The organism is Aeromonas sp. LsrichE-8G (genome assembly GCF_022869435.1).
GTDB classification, from domain to species: Bacteria; Pseudomonadota; Gammaproteobacteria; order Enterobacterales; family Aeromonadaceae; genus Aeromonas; species Aeromonas caviae.
This window is the reverse complement of the sequence record NZ_JALIHH010000019.1, coordinates 1-16,543: the sequence shown is the minus strand read 5'-3', so window position 1 is coordinate 16,543 and position 16,543 is coordinate 1. Positions and strand designations below refer to the sequence as shown.

Sequence of the window (16,543 nt, the reverse complement as noted above, 5' to 3'; positions counted from 1 at the left end):
CCGCCACAATAACAATCAGCAAACAGATCGGAGCTTACCCTTATGGCCCGCAAACACGCCCAGGTCGTGGACAGTGAAGTGGAATTTCCCGCCGACGTGCAACTCGTTTCCACCACGGATCTGCGCGGCGTCATTACCTACGCCAACCCCGCCTTCTGCCGCATCGCCGGTTACCAGGTCGATGAACTGGTCGGCCACAACCACAACCTGGTTCGCCACCCCGACATGCCCAAGGCCGCCTTCGCCGACCTCTGGGATCGCCTCAAGGAGGGCAACCCCTGGCGGGGAGTGGTGAAAAACCGCTGCAAGGATGGCCGCTATTACTGGGTCGACGCCTACGTCACCCCCATCTACGAGCACGGCAAGATAAGCGGCTACCAGTCGGTGCGCTGCAAGCCCGACCCCCAGCTCAAGCAGGCTGCCGCCCAGGCCTATCGGGCCCTGCTTTCGGCCGAGCAAAAGGGCACCCCGGCCCGCCCCTCGCTGCGCCGTTTCAGGCCGCTGGTGCTCGGCCTGCCGCTGCTGGCGCTGCTGGTCTGGGCCGCCCTCACCCAGGGCCCCCTCACCGCGCTGCTGATGCTGCTCCCCCCCCTCGCCATTGCGGGCGCCTACTGGCGCGAGCTCATCGCCTTGCCCCGCTATCTCAGGCAGCTCGGTCAGCAATATGACAGCCTGACCCGGCTGGTCTATTCGGGGGATGCCCCGGGTGCCATCGCCGATTTTCACCTGAAGATGCTGCAGGCCCGGATCCGCACCGTGCTGGGGAGAGTCGACGATGCCACCCATCCGCTTCAGGCCCTGGCAACCGATCTGCAGGACTCCTCACACCGCGCCTTCCTCGACATCAACGAGCAGGATGCCCAGACCCAGCAGATGGCAGCCGCCATGACCCAGATGGCCAGCACCGCCCACGAAATCGCCCGCAACATCCAGGACACCAACGGCCAGGTGACCGAGGCGCGCAGCAGTTGCCAGAGCACGGTGGAACAGCTGGACCAGACCCAGCAGCAGATGACCAGGCTGGCCAGCCAGGCGGAGCAGGCCTTCCACTCCGCGGTGGAGCTCGCCAGCGAGTCGGAGCGCATTGGCAGCGTGATGGGTGAAATCCAGGGCATCGCCGAGCAGACCAACCTGCTGGCCCTCAACGCCGCCATCGAGGCCGCCCGTGCCGGCGAGCAAGGGCGCGGCTTTGCGGTGGTGGCGGACGAGGTGCGCACCCTGTCGACCCGTACCCACAAGGCGACCGAGCAGATCCAGGGCAGCATCAGCCAGATCCAGCACACCCTGGAACGCTGGCAGGGCATGATGCAGGACAACCTGGCCCAGACACGGGAATGTGTCGAGATGACCCGCCAGGGATCAGGCAACCTGCACCTGGTGCTGGGGGAAATCGATCAGGTGACCGAATTCTCCACCCAGATCGCCGCCGCCGCGGAGCAGCAGCAGGTGGTGGTGGAGGAGATCAGCCGCAACATCCACCAGATCTCCGAATACTCCCGCGCCAACAGCCAGAAGATCCAGGCGGTGGACGACTCCAGCCAGGAGCTGCTCAGGCGGGCCCGCGAGCTCAGGGGACTGAGCCAGACCTTCGGCTGACAGATTGCAAGCCCCATGACAGAAGCGCCACAATGGCGCTTCTGCTGTTTTTGACGAGCCATCATCATGAGAACGAACGCGCTCCCTCTGGACAAGACGGCCCGCATCGAGGCGATCCTCGCCCTGATCCCCCCCGGCCGCGTGGTGAGCTACGGCCAGGTGGCGGATCTCGCGGGCCTGCCCGGACGGGCCAGGCTGGTGGGAAAAGTCTTGCGGGAGACCGACAAGGTGCTGCCCTGGCACCGGGTGCTGGGGGCGGCAGGCACCATTTCGCTGCCAAAAGGATCCGCAGGCTTTGACAAGCAAGCGGGGCTGCTGCAGGAGGAGGGGGTGCCCGTGATTGGCGGGCGGGTCAGGATGCGGGAGTGGCAGTGGCAGCCCGACCTGGCCGAGCTGCTCTTTCTGGTTCCCTTCTGACGAGGCTGGCACGTCCCGAAGGGATGGGGGCTCTTGCAACAAAGGGAGGGCCTCTGTGATCGCCCTCCGTCACGTTCTCTTCCCTAGTCGCCGGCAATGGGTCCCAGAATGTCATCGCTGCGCACCTGTACCGGGATGGTCTCATCTTCCCGTTGCAAGAGCACCAGCAGACTCTGTCTGTCCACCTCCAGCACATAGGCTGTCCCTTCACGGGTCAGGCAGGTCATGCCCGGCCGTATTTCATGTATCTCCATGACAACTCCCTGTCTTGCGCTGCCATCCATGCAGCCATTCCAGTATATCGCCATCCACCAACAAAGAAGCCCCTCGCAAGGGGCCTCTTTCATCATGCCGTGAGCGGCGTCGCCATCAGGCTTTCTTCGCCTTGGGCAGGCTCTCCTGCCATTTTCCGTTGTCGTAATGGGCTGTCCAGCCGGTCGCCTTGCCGTTGACCTCGGTCATCACGTACTGCTCCTTGGTCTTGCGGCTGAAGCGCACCACGGAGGCGTTTCCGTCAGGATCTGACGCCGGGGCGTCCGCCAGGTACTGGTGCTTGGGAGAGAGGCGATCACGGAAGCGCTTGAGCTCCTCCACCAGGGGCGCACGGGTCTCGCGGGATTTGGGGAAGTTGCTGGCGGCCAGGAAGAGGCCGGCGGCGCCGTCCCGCAGCACGAAGTGGGCGTCGGACTGGGTGCATTTCAGCTCGGGCAGGGGTACCGGATCCTCTTTCGGCGGCGCAATGTCGCCATTTTTCAGGATCTTGCGGGTGTTCTTGCAGCTCTCGTTGGTGCAACCCATGTATTTGCCGAAACGGCCGTTCTTGAGCTGCATCTCGGAGCCGCAGCGATCGCACTCGATGCTCGGCCCTTCGTAGCCCTTGAGCTTGAACTGCCCCTGCTCCACCTCGTAGCCATCGCAATCCGGGTTGCGACCGCAGACGTGCAGCTTGCGGCTGTCGTCGATGATGTAGGCGTCCATGGCGGTGCCGCAGATCCCGCAGCGATGCTTGGCACGCAGCGCATCGGTTTCCGCCTCGTCCCCGTCGGTGGCGGAGACGAACTCGTCCGCACTGACCAGGTTGATGGTCTTCTTGCAGCGCTCCTTGGGCGGCAGGGCATAGCCGGAGCAGCCGAGGAAGACGCCGGTGGTGGCGGTACGGATACCCATCTTGCGGCCACAATCCGGGCAGTCGATGTCGGTCAGCACCATCTGGTTGGCACGCATGCCTCCCTCTTCGTGGGGCTTGTCGGCCTGCTCCAGCTCCTGGGTGAACTCGGCGTAGAAGGCGTCGAGCACCTTCTTCCACTCCAGGCTCCCCTCGGCGATGCCGTCGAGCTTGTCTTCCATCTTGGCGGTGAACTCGTAGTTCATCAGCTCGACGAAGTTCTCCACCAGGCGGTCGGTGACGATTTCCCCCATCTTCTCGGCGAAGAAGCGGCGGCTCTCGACCCGCACATACCCACGGTCGACGATGGTGGAGATGATGGAGGCATAGGTGGACGGACGGCCGATGCCGCGCTTTTCCAGCTCGCGTACCAGGGCCGCTTCGGTGAAGCGGGCGGGCGGCTTGGTGAAATGCTGGCGCGGATCCAGCTTGACCAGTTTCAGCACCTCGCCGACGGTCACCGCCGGCAGCTGGCTGTCTTCACCCTTGCGGCCCATGGGCGGCAGGGCCTTGGTCCAGCCGGCGAAGCGCAGGGTGCGGCCACGGGCCTTGAGCTCGAACTCCCCTGCCTTGACGGTCAGGGTGGAGGAGTCGTACTGGGCCGGGGTCATCTGGCAGGCGACAAACTGGCGCCAGATGAGGTCATAGAGCCGCATGGCATCGGGCTCCATCCCTTCCAGCATCTCGGCAGTCACCTGGACGCTGGAAGGGCGGATCGCCTCGTGGGCCTCCTGGGCATTGGCCTTGGCGCCGTAGAGGTTCGGCTCGCTCGGCAGGTAGGCGGCACCATACTGCTCGCCGATGTATTCCCGCACCGCGTCCACCGCCTCTTTGCTGAGGTTGGTGGAGTCGGTACGCATATAAGTGATGTAACCCGCTTCATAGAGACGCTGGGCCATCATCATGGTCTTCTTGACCCCGAAGCTCAGACGGGTAGAAGCCGCCTGCTGCAGGGTGGACGTGATAAAGGGAGCGGACGGCTTGGAGCCGGTCGGCTTGTCTTCCCGGTTCACCACCTTGTAGTCGACCCCTTCCAGGGCCGCCACGGCGGCGAAGGTCTCGGCCTGGGTCACCGGCTTGAAGTCGGCTCCGTTGCGGCTGACCACCTCCATGCGCAGCTCGCTCTTCTCGGCGGTGAGCAGGTCGGCGTTGAGATCCCAGAACTCCACCGGCACGAACGCCTTGATCTCGCGCTCCTTGTCGACGATGAGGCGCACCGCGACGGATTGCACCCGACCGGCGGAGAGGCCGCGGGCCAGCTTCTTCCACAAGAGCGGGGAGACCATGTAGCCCACCACCCGGTCGAGGAAACGACGGGCCTGCTGGGCGTTGACGCGATGAATGTTCAACTCGGACGGCTGGGCGAACGCCTCCTGGATGGCGCTCTTGGTGATCTCGTTGAACACCACGCGCTTGTAGCGGCTGTCGTCGCCACCGATGATCTCGCGCAGGTGCCAGGCGATCGCTTCCCCCTCTCTATCCAAGTCGGTTGCGAGATAGATGGTGTCAGCCTTGGCGGCCAGACTTTGCAACTCGCTGACCACTTTTTCCTTGCCGGGCAAAATCTGGTAGTTGGCCTGCCAGCCTGCGGTCGGGTTGATGCCCATCCTTGAGAACAGGGCGTTGCGATCCTTGGCCGCCTTCTCGGATTCGCTGAGCTTGATGCCGCGAATGACAGGTTTTTTGGGCTCGGTGCTGGCGCTGCCGCTGGTCGGCAGATCGCGCACGTGGCCTACGCTGGATTTCACCACGTAGTCCTTGCCCAAATATTTGTTGATGGTCTTGGCCTTGGCCGGAGACTCCACGATGACCAGTGATTTGCCCATGCTGTAACTATTATCCTCATTGCACCCGACGGGGTTGGCGTGCGGTTTTGTGGGGCTGTATAAGAGATTTGACGGGAAAAAGCAATCTTGCGGGTCAATTTGCCCGACAGCCCGAACCGCCCTGCTTCTTTATTTATTAATGCGAAGCCGGGGCGCGGGAAGCAACCGCTTTTTTGTTTTTATGCTATATCCCCCCCTTTTTTAGATTGGAAATGACATATCCAGCCACCCTTGTGACATAAAAACCCATTCTGGTTATCAGCTTGTTACAAAGGATGAAATCTCTTTATAATGGCCGCACACCGCAGCTTTGTGCGCGGAAGGAACCGCTCCCCATATAAAAATCGAAAGGATGTGATCATGAAGCACTTCGAGGTCAACTTCGACGGCCTGGTCGGCCCCACCCACAACTATGCCGGCCTCTCCTATGGCAACGTCGCCTCCCAGAGCAACGCCAAAGAGGCCTCCAACCCCAAGGAAGCGGCCAAGCAGGGGCTGCGCAAGATGAAGGCGCTGACCGACCTCGGCATGGTGCAGGGCGTGCTGGCGCCACAGGAGAGACCGGATCTCGCGACCCTGCGCCGCCTGGGCTTCACCGGCAACGACGCCAGCGTCCTGGCCCAGGCTGCCAGACAGGCCCCCGCCGTGCTGGCCGCCTGCTATTCGGCCTCCAGCATGTGGACTGCCAACGCCGCCACCGTCTCCCCGAGCGCCGACACCCAGGATGGCCGCATTCACTTCACCCCCGCCAACCTGACCAACAAGTTCCACCGCTCCCTGGAGCCCGAGGTGACCGGGCGCATCCTGCGGGCCGTGTTCAACAACGATCGCCACTTCTATCACCACCAACATCTGCCGGAGAACGACCACTTCGGTGACGAAGGCGCCGCCAACCACACCCGGCTGTGCCGCGCCTATGGCGAAGCAGGGGTCGAGCTGTTCGTCTACGGCCGCAGCGCCTTCGACGTCTCCCAGCCCGCCCCCAAACGCTACCCGGCCCGCCAGACCCTGGAAGCGAGCCAGGCCATCGCCCGCCTGCACGGTCTGGGGGATGAGAGCGCCGTCTTTATCCAGCAGAACCCGGACGTGATCGATCAGGGGGTGTTCCACAACGACGTCATCGCGGTGGGCAACCAGAACGTGCTCTTCTTCCACCAGCAGGCGTTCCTCCATACCGAGGCGGCGCTGGCCGAGGTGCGTACCAAGTTCGGCGACGGGGAACTGCACTTCATCGAAGTGCCGACCAGCGAAGTGTCGGTGCAGGATGCGGTGAAATCCTACTTGTTCAACACCCAGATCCTCACCCTGCCATCCGGCGAGATGGCGATCATCGCCCCCACCGAATGCCGCGACAACCCGGCGGTGTCCGCCTATCTGGCCAGGCTGGTGACCCTGGGCACCCCCATCAAGGACGTCCACTACATGGACGTGAAGCAGAGCATGAGAAACGGCGGCGGCCCCGCCTGTCTGCGCCTGCGGGTCGCCATGAACGACACCGAACTCGCCGCGGTCAACCCGGCCTGCCTCATCACCGACAGCCAGTTTGCCCGCCTGGATCAGTGGGTCGAGAAGCACTATCGCGACAGCCTGGCGCTGGACGATCTGCGCGACCCGTCCCTGGTGCTGGAGACCCGCACCGCCCTGGACGAGCTGACCCAGATCCTGAAACTGGGTTCCGTCTACCCCTTCCAACGCTGAGGTGCGCCATCGGCCTGCAGAGCCGACGCAATAAAAAAAGAGAGCCGGGTAATGCCCGGCTCTCTTTTTAGTCCTTTGCACTGAGCTATAAAACCTGTTCACGAGCTGTAGCGAGAGATCGTCAGCAAGGTGAAGAGCAGCGCAGGAACCGGAGTGTGTAGATACACATGAGGATTCCGAGCAGCACATGAGCCTTGATCACGACCTCGCAGTAAGCTCGAAACAGGTTCTCAGCTCCAGGGGCTCTGCTGCCACAGGCGGCCGAGGGCCCCCTCCAGCCCCAGTGCCGCCTGCTTGCCAAGCTTCTGGGTCAGGCTCCTGGGTTTGCTGTAGCGGATGCCGACCACCTTGTGATGGCTGGCCTGAGCCAGCAGGTAGTCATCGCTGGTGCAAAGCGCATCCACCAGACCGAGCTGCTTGGCCTGGCTCGCCAGCCAATGCTCGCCGGTGGTCACCTTGTCGATGTCGAGACCGGGTCTGTGCTCGGCCACGAAGGCCTTGAACTGCTCGTGGATGGCCCCCAGCTCCTCGCGAAACTTCTCCCGCCCCAGATCGTCGTTCTCGCCGAACATGGTGATGGTGCGCTTGTACTGGCCTGCGGTGTGCATCTCGAATTCGATGTCGTGCTTCTTGAGCAGCTTGTTGAAGTTCGGCATCTGGGCAATCACCCCGATGGAGCCGACGATGGCGAACGGCGCCGCCAGGATCTTGTCCGCGACGCAGGCCATCATGTAGCCACCGCTCGCCGCCACCTTGTCGATGGCCACGGTCAGCGTGATGTCCTTGTCCCGCAGCCGCTGCAACTGGGAGGCGGCCAGGCCGTAGCCATGCACCACGCCGCCGCCGGATTCGAGGCGCAGCAGCACCTCGTCCCCGGGCCGGGCCACGCCTATCACGGCACTCACCTCTTCCCGCAGGGAGGCCACTTCCTTGGCATCCATGCTGCCGTTGAAGTCGATGACGAACAGCCGGCTGCGCTCATCCTCTCCCTTGGCTTTGGCCTTGTGCTCGGCCTTGCGGGTCTTCTCCATCTGCTTGCGCTCGGCCTTGCCCGCCAGGGCTGCCTGCAGTTGATGGCGCCCCTGCTCCAGCTCGCCGGAGAGATCGGTCACCACCAGCTCCCCCTTGCGGGATTTGGGCTGGCGGCTGCTCGCCACCATCAGGATGACGGCGCCGATGGCCAGCAGGAAGGTGAGGGTCTTGGCCAGAAACAGGCCGTATTCGGTCAAAAATGCCACTTGATGCTCCGCGCTATGTCCGGTTTTTTCACATAGTAAGGAGTTTGCCCCCCTCGCGCAAAAACTCTGCCATCTCCCGTGCCAAGGACGGAGGGATCGACGCTATCGCCCTGTTTTATTCACATTTTTGCCGTCTCATACTGGTCAACTGCCGGGCCGGGTCAGTACACTTGCCCACTCGATTCGTTGCGCCAAGCCGCCAGGCATTGTTAACAGGAGTCCACATGCTCGACTATCAGGCCCCCCGTGATCTGCTCAAGGACAAGGTCATTCTGGTGACGGGTGCCGGTGACGGCATCGGCCGCGAAGCGGCCCTCACCTATGCGGCCCACGGCGCCACCGTGATCCTGCTCGGGCGTACCAGTGCCAAGCTGGAGGCGGTCTACGACCAGATTGAAGCGGCCGGTCACCCCCTGCCCGCCATCGTGCCGGTGGACTTGAAAGGGGCTACTGCCGCCCACTACCGCGGCATGGCGGAGACCTTCGCTCAGCAGTTCGGCCGCCTCGACGGCGTGCTGTTCAACGCCGGGCTGCTCGGCACCCTGTCGCCGTTCGAACACATTCAGGAGCAGGAGTGGGACGAGGTGATGCAGGTCAACGTCAAATCCGAATTCCTGCTGACCCAGGCGCTGCTGCCCCTCATTCGTAAGACCGCCAAGGAGCACGGCGAGGCGTCCATCGTCTACACCTCCTCCAGCGTGGGCCGCAAGGGGCGCGCCTACTGGGGCACCTATGCAATTTCCAAGTTCGCCATCGAGGGGATGATGGAGGTGCTGGCGGACGAGCTGGAGAACACCAGGGTGCGGGTCAACACCCTGAACCCGGGCGGCACCCGCACCAGGATGCGGGCCAGCGCCTTCCCGGCGGAAGATCCGCAAACCCTCAAGACCCCGGCCGATCTGATGCCCCTCTATCTCTACCTGATGGGGCGTGACAGTCAGGGCCAGAGCGGCAAGACCTTCGTGGCCCAGCCCAAATAAATCAACAAATCAACCGGATGGGATTACAGTGAAGAGGGGGTGCCAAGGCGCGCCCTGTTGAATCCCATCGGCCCCAGACAGGTTGCACTATGTTTCGTCCCAAGAGCACGTTTGAGCAATGGCGGATCTTTCAGGCGGTGGTGGACTGCGGCGGTTATGCCCAGGCTGCCGAGGCGCTGAACAAGAGCCAATCATCCCTCAATCATGCGGTTGCCAAGCTGCAACAGAGTCTGGGAGTGGCCCTGCTGGAGGTGCGGGGACGCAAGGCGGTGCTGACGCCGGCGGGGGAGATCTTCCTCAAGCGGGCGCGCCAGCTCAGCCAGCAGGTGGAAGAGCTGGAGAACCTGGCCAACAACCTGGAGCGGCAGTGGGAGCCGCAGATCAACCTCTATGTGTCCGTGGTGCAGCCGCGGGAGCGCCTCTACCGGGCGCTGGCCCACTTCTACCCCCGCAGCCGCGGTTGCCGCATCAACCTGCACGAGCGGATCCACTGCCACTTCAATGCGCTGCAGGCGGGAGATCTGATGCTCTCCGAGCACCTGCCCCAGGATCGCACCGGCCTGCCGCTGGACGAAGTCTGTCTGCTTCCTCTGTGCGCAGCGGGCCACCCCCTTGCGGAGCAGGGAGAGCCCATCACCGCCGAGGTGCTGGCCAGCCACAACCAGATAAGCCTGCATCCCCCCATCCACCGCTCGGTGGACTGGAACGATGCGGACGACACCGGCTGGAAGGCGACCCACTATCACGAGGTGCTCAACATGGTGCGCCTTGGCATGGGTTACGCCTGGGTGCCCCGCCACCTGGTGCAGGAGGAGCTCGCCGAGGGCTCGCTGGTGCAGCTGGATCTCACCGGCGGCAGCGAGCGCTATCTCTACACCTACCTGCTCACCCCCTCGGTGGAGGCGCTGGGGCCGGCGGCCGAGCTGCTGCTGCGCTGCCTGCGCATCGAATACCAGGGAGACAACCCCAGGTAAGGCCGCGTCTTCCCCGCACGACCGGGGCACTGGTGCCGGCACATCCGGGCATCGGCTTCCCTTTGCATCCCCTATACGTTGGGGACCCGCCAGCAGGCGGCCAGCGCCATCAGCGCCAGGGCCGCCGCCACCATGAAGACCCCGTGGAAGCTCCAGAGCTCCGCCACCGTCCCCGCGATGGCCCCCGCCATGATGGAGCCGGTGCGGATGCTATTGGAAAAGAGCGTGGTCGCCACCCCGGCGCGCCCCGGCATCAAGTCCTGGAAATAGGACATGCCGATGCCGGCCACGATGCCGATGAAGATGGCATTGAGCAGTTGCAGCGCAATGAGGGCATGCTGGCTCGACAGGGTCACGAGACCGCCATAGAAACCGACCCCGGCCAGCACCGCCAGCAGCATCATGGGCCGCTTGCCGAAGCGCCGGGTGTAGTAGCCCGCCAGCAGCATGAAGGGGATCTCCAGGGCCGCCGCCGTGCCCATCAGCAAACCGGCCAGCTTCTCCTCCAGCCCCAGCTCGCGGGTGATGTAGAGGGGCATGTTGATGAGGTACATGCTGTTGCAGGTCCACATCAGGGTGGAGGCGATGAAGAGCGCCCGCACCGACGGATCCCGCCAGCTGCTCACCCGCTCCACCTCGCTGTCCATCACCGGCAGCGGCAGGGAGGGAAGCCAGCGCCACACCACGAAAGCGCAGATGACATAGGCCAGCGCCGAGGCCAGATACATCACCTTGAAGCCGTAGCCGATGGCGAGCGCGAAGGCGATGGGCGGCCCGATCACCCAGGCCAGGGAGAACTGGGCCCGCAGCACCGAGCTGAACATGTCGGCCTGTTTGTTGCGGCTGTCGGCGTATTCCCGCGCCAGGGCGAACAGCTGCGGGCTGGCGGTGGCGGTCAGGCTCGCCAGCAGCACCCCCAGGCTCACCAGCAACCAGTACTGCCGGTTCCAGGCAAACAGCAGGGAGAGCGCGATGCCGGCGAAGCAGCAGCGCAGGATCAGCTGCTTGCGATCCCCCTTGTTGTCGGAGCGGTGGCCGAGCCACTGGCTGATGAGGATGCCGATCACCGCGTTCACCGTGTAGAAGAGCCCCACCAGGAAGGGGCGCACCTGCACCTCCTCGGCCAGAAACAGGCTCAAGGTCGGCACCTGCAGCGCCACCGCCACCCCGGTCATGAAGGTCACGGCGAGAAACGAGAGAGAGACGGGATCCGGCCTCTTGCGGGCAGCAGACAGCAAACTCATAGAGATACCATTGATATGGAAGAAAAAAAGGAGCCAGATGCGGGCGGGCTTGGCGTATGGCGGCGGCTATTTTATGCCATTATCAACAGCCACCTCAAGGGTTGCGAGGGGGCGTCCAAGTCCGTACATTGGAAGCCCATCCAGCGCCAGTACAAGGATTTAACATGTTTGATTTTGACCGGGAAATAGATCGCAGCGGTACCATGAGCCTGAAATGGGACAAATACAAGGGTCAGGATGTCCTGCCCATGTGGGTCGCAGACACCGACTTCGTCTCTCCCCCCGCCGTACTGGAGGCCCTCACCAAACGGGTCGCCCACGGCATCTTCGGCTATTCGCGCCCCTCTCCCCGGCTCATCGAACTGATCGTATCGCGTCTGGCCAGCCGCTATGGCTGGACCATCCAGCCCGAATGGCTCGTCTTCCTGCCCGGGGTGGTGCCGGGCCTCAATCTCGCCTGCAAGGCCTGGAGCCAGCACGGGCGCGGCATCATCACCCCCAAGCCGGTCTACTACCCCTTCCTGCAGGCGCCGGGCTTCAATGACCGCCCCCTGCTCACTGTCCCCGTGGTGGAGGAAGAAGGCCGCTGGGTGCTGGATCTCGAAGAGCTTGAGCGTCAGGCCCCCTCGGCGGATCTGCTGTTGCTGTGCAACCCCCACAACCCGGGCGGCACCGTCTTCACCCGGGAAGAGCTGCTGGCCATCGACGCCATCGCCGAGCGCCACAACCTGGTGATCTGCTCCGACGAAATCCACTGCGACCTGCTGCTGGACAAGGATGCCCGCCACATCCCCTATGGTGCCCTGAGCCCGGAGGCGGCCGAACGCTCCGCCGTCATGATGGCGCCGAGCAAGACCTTCAACATCGCAGGGCTGTGCTGCTCCTTCGCCGTGATCCCCAATGCCCGCCTGCGGCTCAAGCTGCAACAGGCGATGCGCGGCATCAGCGCCGACGTCAATCTGCTGGGGTTCGTGGCGGCCGAGGCGGCCTATGAGGGGGGCGAGCAGTGGCTGAATGAACAGCTCGACTATCTGGCCGGCAACCTGGCCCTGATCGAGCAGGCCGTGGCCCGCTGGCCCGGCGTCAAGCTGGCCCGCAACCAGGCCACCTACCTCGCCTGGATCGACATGAGCGCCCTGGGCCTGGACGATCCCGTCGCCTTCTTCGAACAGGCGGGCGTGGGTCTCTCCCCCGGAGCCCAGTTCGGCAACGGCCAGTTCGTGCGCCTCAACTTTGGTTGCACCCGGGCCCGTCTCACCGAGGCCCTGGCCCGCATGGAGAAAGCCATTCTCCAGACCCGCTAGCGAACCGTCCCGGGCGGCGGCCCCAGGCCGCCCGGTGCGCGCAAAAGCGGTAAAATCCGTTCAGCTTCCCGTCTGATACGGATAAGATGAGGCTCATCACCGGATGAGCCCGCCTCCTCCTTATGTTCAGCCACGGTTTCGGTCCACTATGCGCCCATTCGCCTTCTCTGCCCTGTTGCGTCTGCCACGTACCGCCCTGCCCTGGCTTGCGGCCGTGCTGGCGCCCTCCCTCTTCGCCTCCCCCGCCTATGTCACCATCGGTACGGGAGCCCTCAACGGCGTCTACTACCCCACAGGGGGGGCCATCTGCCGCCTGCTCAACGAGGAGAGTGCCCGCCACGGCCTGCACTGCACGGTGCAGAGTACCTCGGGCTCCATCGCCAATCTGGCGGCGCTCGCCAAGGGAGAGGTACAGCTCGCCCTGATGCAGTCGGATGTGCTCTACCATGCGGTGCACGGCAGCGGCCCCTTCGCGGGCCAGGCCCCGGACGATCAGCTGCGCAGCCTCTTGCGGCTCCACAAGGAGTCCCTGACCCTGATTGCCAGCGCCACCAGCAACATCACCACCCTGGCCGACATCAAGGGCAAGCGGGTCGATGTCGGCGCCCCCAACTCCGGGGACAGGGTCACCAGCCGGGCCCTGCTCGATGCCATGGGGTGGCGGATCGCCGACTTCAGCCGCCCGCCCGTGATCTCCGCGGGCAACCGGCTGGAGGGGCTCTGTGACGGCACCCTGGATGCCGCCTTCGTGGTCGCCGGTCACCCCAATCAGGCCATCGGCGATCTCACCGGCCGCTGTCAGGCCCGCCTCATTCCCATCGAGGGGGAACAGGTGGACAAGCTGCTCAAGCAGCACCCCTACTATGATCGCAGCCGCATTGGCGCCAACCTCTATCCGGGGCAGACAAGCGGCGTCAATACCTTCGCCGTCACCGCCGAACTGGTGGCGCTGGCCAGTCTGCCCGAGAGCGAGGTGCGCACCCTGCGGGACGTGCTGAACGAGCGGCTCAAGCAGTTCACCCGGCTGCATCCGGCACTGACCACCCTCACCTGGGAAGGCATGCAGGCGGGTAGCATCGCCCTGCTCCATCCCGGCATGCTGGATGCCGTGCCCACCCTCCCGGCGGACACCCTCACGGCATCCGGTGCCGGGGCCACCTCGGGTGCCTTGCCGACCTTGTCCCCGGCGAGCAGCGCGGCCACACCGACCGATGGGACAGGCCCCCTGGAAGGCACCGCGCCACTGGAGGGGTCCGACACCTTGCCGGAGCAGCCGGCCGCCGCGACCCTCTCAACCAGTTCGGGGGCGGCCTCCACCAACCAGGCCCCGGCACTGACCGAGCCGCCCACACCGGGCAGCGCAACCCTGGCACCAGGCCATCCCCTGACCCCGCCTGAGGCGCCCGCCTCGTCGGCAACGCCGCTGGAGGCGCCATCACCGGAGGCCATGCCGGCCAGCCCGCCCAGCCACGCGGTGGGGACCACAGCCCCCGCCGGGCAATGAACACCAACCAAGAGGCCACCCCAGGGGTGGCCTCTTGGTTATCGGGAACGGGCGCCTGGCCTGTCACGGCGCCAGCAGCAGCGCCGGATTCTGGATCTCCTCCTCCACCCAGTGCAGCAGTTGCTTGATGGCCCGCGACAGCACCTGGTTCTGGCGCACCACATACCCCAGGCTGGTGCCGGGAAAGTCGGTGAGGCGGGTCACGGGGGCGGTCAGCTTGAGCCTGGGGTGGAGGGAGAAGTCCGGCACGATGGCGACGCCAAAGCCCGCCTCCGCCCAGTCGAGCTGGGCATCCACGCTGCCCACCTCCATGATGCGGCAACTCGGCAGGCCGAGCAGGGGCAGGGAGGGGTCGATGAGCGCCCGGGTGCGGGTGTCGTGCCCCAGCAGGATCAGGGTGGGCTCGTCCAGGGGATCGCTCTCCCCCGAGCTTGCCCGCGCCTGCCAGCGGCCGAGGCCGTGGCCCAGGGCGCACCAGGTCACCTGCTGCAGCTCGGTGTAGAAGAGCGGCTCGCTGCGCTTTTGCGCCATCACGAAGCCCAGATCCGCCTTGCCCGCTCGCACCAGGTCTGCCGCCTGATCCGAGGTGGTGTTGAACAGGGTGAGGTCGATGCCGGGAAAGGCCTGCTTGAAGCGCTGGAACGGCTGGATGAGCAGCAGGCGCGAGATGATGTCGCTGGCCGCGATGGCGAGCGTCCCCTGGCTCAACTGGCTCAGGGCATTGAGATCGGACTGGCAGAGCTGCAGCTCGTTGATGGCGCGCTCGGCGCTTTGCAGCAGCCGCTCCCCCGCCTGGGTCAGACGGAACGGGCTGCGCTCCACCAGCTTGACCCGGGTCGCCTGCTCCAGGTTCTTGAGGTGCAGGCTGACGTTGGGCTGGGTCATGTGCAGCTCGGTGGCGGTCTGGCCGAAGTGCTGCAACCGGGCCAGGGTGACGAAGGTGTGCAGCCAGTGAATGTCCAGCATGGGGATCCTCTTCTACCCCGGCTCCCGGAGCGCCGCCCTGTGGGGAGGGACGCCTCCCGAAGCGGGCCTGGTGTCGATAAATACGCCATGATTATATGGCTCTCTTATCGGAATTATAAAGATAATTAATTTTTCTAATCCTCACGGGGCTCCTAGGATGAACGCCTAACGTCTTAGGAGAAAGAGTCATGTCGTCTATCGTAGTCGTAGGTGCTAACTGGGGTGATGAAGGCAAGGGCCGCATCGTCGATTATCTGGCAGGCCAGGCTGGCGCCAGCATTCGCTTCCAGGGCGGCAACAACGCCGGCCACACCGTGGTCAACGATCTGGGCACCTTCAAGCTGCACCAGGTGCCGAGCGGCGTCTTCAACCCGGACTGCCTGGTCGTGCTGGGCCCCGGCATGGTGATCAGCCCCGAGAAGCTGACCGTCGAGCTGGAAGAGGTCAAGGCCTCCGGCGTCATTCCCAAGCTCGCCATCTCTGACCGTGCCACCCTCTGCCTGCCGCTGCACGCACTGGAAGACACCCTGGAAGAGCAACGTCTGGGCGACGGCGCCTACGGCTCCACCCGTCAGGGCATCGCCCCGGCTTACGGTGATCGGGTCATGAAAAAGGCGATCCTGGTGGGCTGGCTGAAACAGCCGGACGTGCTGGTCGAGCGCATCCAGTTCATGCTGGACTGGAAACTGCCGCAGATGAAGGCTCTCTATCCGGACTTCGAATTCACCCAGACCGCCCAGGAGATGGCCGACTGGCTGCTGGAAGTGTCCGCTCCCTGGCTGGACGCCGTCTGTAACGTCAGCATGCCCCTCAAGGCACTGCAAGCCGAAGGCAAGACCCTGCTGTTCGAAGCCCAGCTGGGTGCCGGCCGTGATCTCATCTACGGCGAATACCCCTGGGTCACCTCCTCCCACGTTTCCGGCGCCTACGCCGGCATCGGTGGCGGTCTGCCGGGCCTGCGCCCGGAGCGCGTCATCGCCGTGGCCAAGGCATTCAGCTCCTCCGTCGGTACCGGCACCCTGCTGACCGCCATGGAGAACCAGGACGAGTTCCGCAAGATCACCAACGAGTTCGGCGCCACCACCGGCCGTCCCCGTGACGTGGGTTACTTCGATGCCGTCGCCACCAAGAACGGCGTCGAGCTGCAGGCTGCCACCGAAGTGGCCCTGACCAAGCTGGACTGCCTGACCGGTCTGCCGGATCTGAAGATCTGCGTGGCCTACGAAGGTGCCCACACCGAGAACCCGATCTGGCCGCAGACCGCCGCCCTCACCCCCGTCTACGAGAAGATGGAGAGCTGGAGCGAAGACATCAGCGGCTGCCGCACCTTCGCCGAGCTGCCCAAGGCTGCCCAGGACTATGTGCTGCGCATCGAAGCCCTGCTGGGCGTGCCGGTGCCCATGGTCTCCGTCGGCCCGGGCCGTGACGAGATGATCCTGCGCTAAGGCCCCTCGCCTCTCCCAAAAACCGGCATCCCAGGATGCCGGTTTTTTTAGGTTCATCGCGGCTTTCCGGGGAAGGCCGCCTTGATTTTCAGAAAAAAGTATTCTGAGTCCCTAAATCCATATGCCATGCGCTTTATCACTTTGATCTTGTTGTTCACCCCTTCCAGCACACTCGTGTGCATCGGG

The 16,543-nt window shown here is 64.4% G+C and carries 14 protein-coding genes; 8 read left to right on the top strand and 6 right to left on the bottom strand.

Annotation, left to right across the window (positions count from 1 at the left end; translation table 11 throughout):
- Positions 1–42: 42 nt before the first annotated feature.
- Positions 43–1,596, top strand: coding sequence for a PAS domain-containing methyl-accepting chemotaxis protein (locus tag MUW49_RS04715; protein WP_161470397.1), 1,554 nt, complete (start codon positions 43–45; stop codon positions 1,594–1,596).
- A gap of 66 nt (positions 1,597–1,662) precedes the next feature.
- Positions 1,663–2,013: an MGMT family protein gene (locus MUW49_RS04710; RefSeq protein WP_161470396.1), complete on the top strand. Its 351-nt coding sequence runs from the start codon at positions 1,663–1,665 to the stop codon at positions 2,011–2,013.
- Positions 2,014–2,096: 83 nt separating this feature from the next.
- On the opposite strand, the gene MUW49_RS04705 is transcribed toward MUW49_RS04710, so the two are convergent.
- On the bottom strand, positions 2,097–2,267 hold the full coding sequence (locus MUW49_RS04705; protein WP_164882955.1) for a hypothetical protein: 171 nt from the start codon (positions 2,265–2,267) through the stop codon (positions 2,097–2,099).
- Positions 2,268–2,382: 115 nt separating this feature from the next.
- Positions 2,383–5,004: a type I DNA topoisomerase gene (topA, locus tag MUW49_RS04700; protein WP_010673895.1), complete on the bottom strand. Its 2,622-nt coding sequence runs from the start codon at positions 5,002–5,004 to the stop codon at positions 2,383–2,385.
- 360 nt (positions 5,005–5,364) lie between these two features.
- Here topA and astB point away from each other — a divergent pair, with 360 nt between their 5' ends.
- Complete coding sequence (gene astB / locus MUW49_RS04695) at positions 5,365–6,702, top strand: N-succinylarginine dihydrolase (RefSeq protein ID WP_039040522.1); 1,338 nt, start codon at positions 5,365–5,367, stop codon at positions 6,700–6,702.
- 230 nt (positions 6,703–6,932) lie between these two features.
- Here the strand turns inward: astB and sohB are convergent, their stop codons facing one another.
- The gene (gene sohB / locus MUW49_RS04690) at positions 6,933–7,940 is read right to left on the bottom strand and encodes a protease SohB (protein ID WP_052814359.1); all 1,008 of its coding nucleotides are present in this window, start codon (positions 7,938–7,940) and stop codon (positions 6,933–6,935) included.
- A gap of 224 nt (positions 7,941–8,164) precedes the next feature.
- Here sohB and MUW49_RS04685 point away from each other — a divergent pair, with 224 nt between their 5' ends.
- A complete protein-coding gene (locus tag MUW49_RS04685; RefSeq protein ID WP_052814360.1) occupies positions 8,165–8,920 on the top strand; it encodes a YciK family oxidoreductase in 756 nt (251 codons plus the stop codon).
- An 89-nt stretch (positions 8,921–9,009) separates the two neighbouring features.
- Positions 9,010–9,894 carry a LysR family transcriptional regulator gene (locus MUW49_RS04680; protein WP_049637266.1) on the top strand — a complete coding sequence of 295 codons (885 nt, stop codon included), beginning with the start codon at positions 9,010–9,012 and terminating at the stop codon, positions 9,892–9,894.
- 71 nt (positions 9,895–9,965) lie between these two features.
- On the opposite strand, the gene MUW49_RS04675 is transcribed toward MUW49_RS04680, so the two are convergent.
- Positions 9,966–11,138, bottom strand: a complete 1,173-nt coding sequence (locus MUW49_RS04675) for an MFS transporter (RefSeq protein WP_201932330.1) — start codon at positions 11,136–11,138, stop codon at positions 9,966–9,968.
- Between the two features lie 164 nt (positions 11,139–11,302).
- Between MUW49_RS04675 and MUW49_RS04670 the strand changes: the two genes are divergently transcribed.
- Together MUW49_RS04670 and MUW49_RS04665 are read left to right on the top strand one after the other, a co-directional pair.
- Positions 11,303–12,442 carry a PatB family C-S lyase gene (locus MUW49_RS04670; RefSeq protein WP_010673889.1) on the top strand — a complete coding sequence of 380 codons (1,140 nt, stop codon included), beginning with the start codon at positions 11,303–11,305 and terminating at the stop codon, positions 12,440–12,442.
- Between the two features lie 148 nt (positions 12,443–12,590).
- Positions 12,591–13,946 carry a TAXI family TRAP transporter solute-binding subunit gene (locus tag MUW49_RS04665; protein WP_010673888.1) on the top strand — a complete coding sequence of 452 codons (1,356 nt, stop codon included), beginning with the start codon at positions 12,591–12,593 and terminating at the stop codon, positions 13,944–13,946.
- A 63-nt stretch (positions 13,947–14,009) separates the two neighbouring features.
- Here the strand turns inward: MUW49_RS04665 and MUW49_RS04660 are convergent, their stop codons facing one another.
- The gene (locus tag MUW49_RS04660; RefSeq protein ID WP_010673887.1) at positions 14,010–14,912 is read right to left on the bottom strand and encodes a LysR family transcriptional regulator; all 903 of its coding nucleotides are present in this window, start codon (positions 14,910–14,912) and stop codon (positions 14,010–14,012) included.
- 188 nt (positions 14,913–15,100) lie between these two features.
- On the opposite strand from MUW49_RS04660, the gene MUW49_RS04655 reads away from it, so the two are divergent.
- On the top strand, positions 15,101–16,357 hold the full coding sequence (locus MUW49_RS04655; RefSeq protein WP_010673886.1) for an adenylosuccinate synthetase: 1,257 nt from the start codon (positions 15,101–15,103) through the stop codon (positions 16,355–16,357).
- A 53-nt stretch (positions 16,358–16,410) separates the two neighbouring features.
- On the opposite strand, the gene MUW49_RS04650 is transcribed toward MUW49_RS04655, so the two are convergent.
- Positions 16,411–16,543, bottom strand: a 133-nt coding sequence (locus MUW49_RS04650) for a transposase (protein WP_162231338.1), incomplete at its 5' end; no start/stop codon positions are given.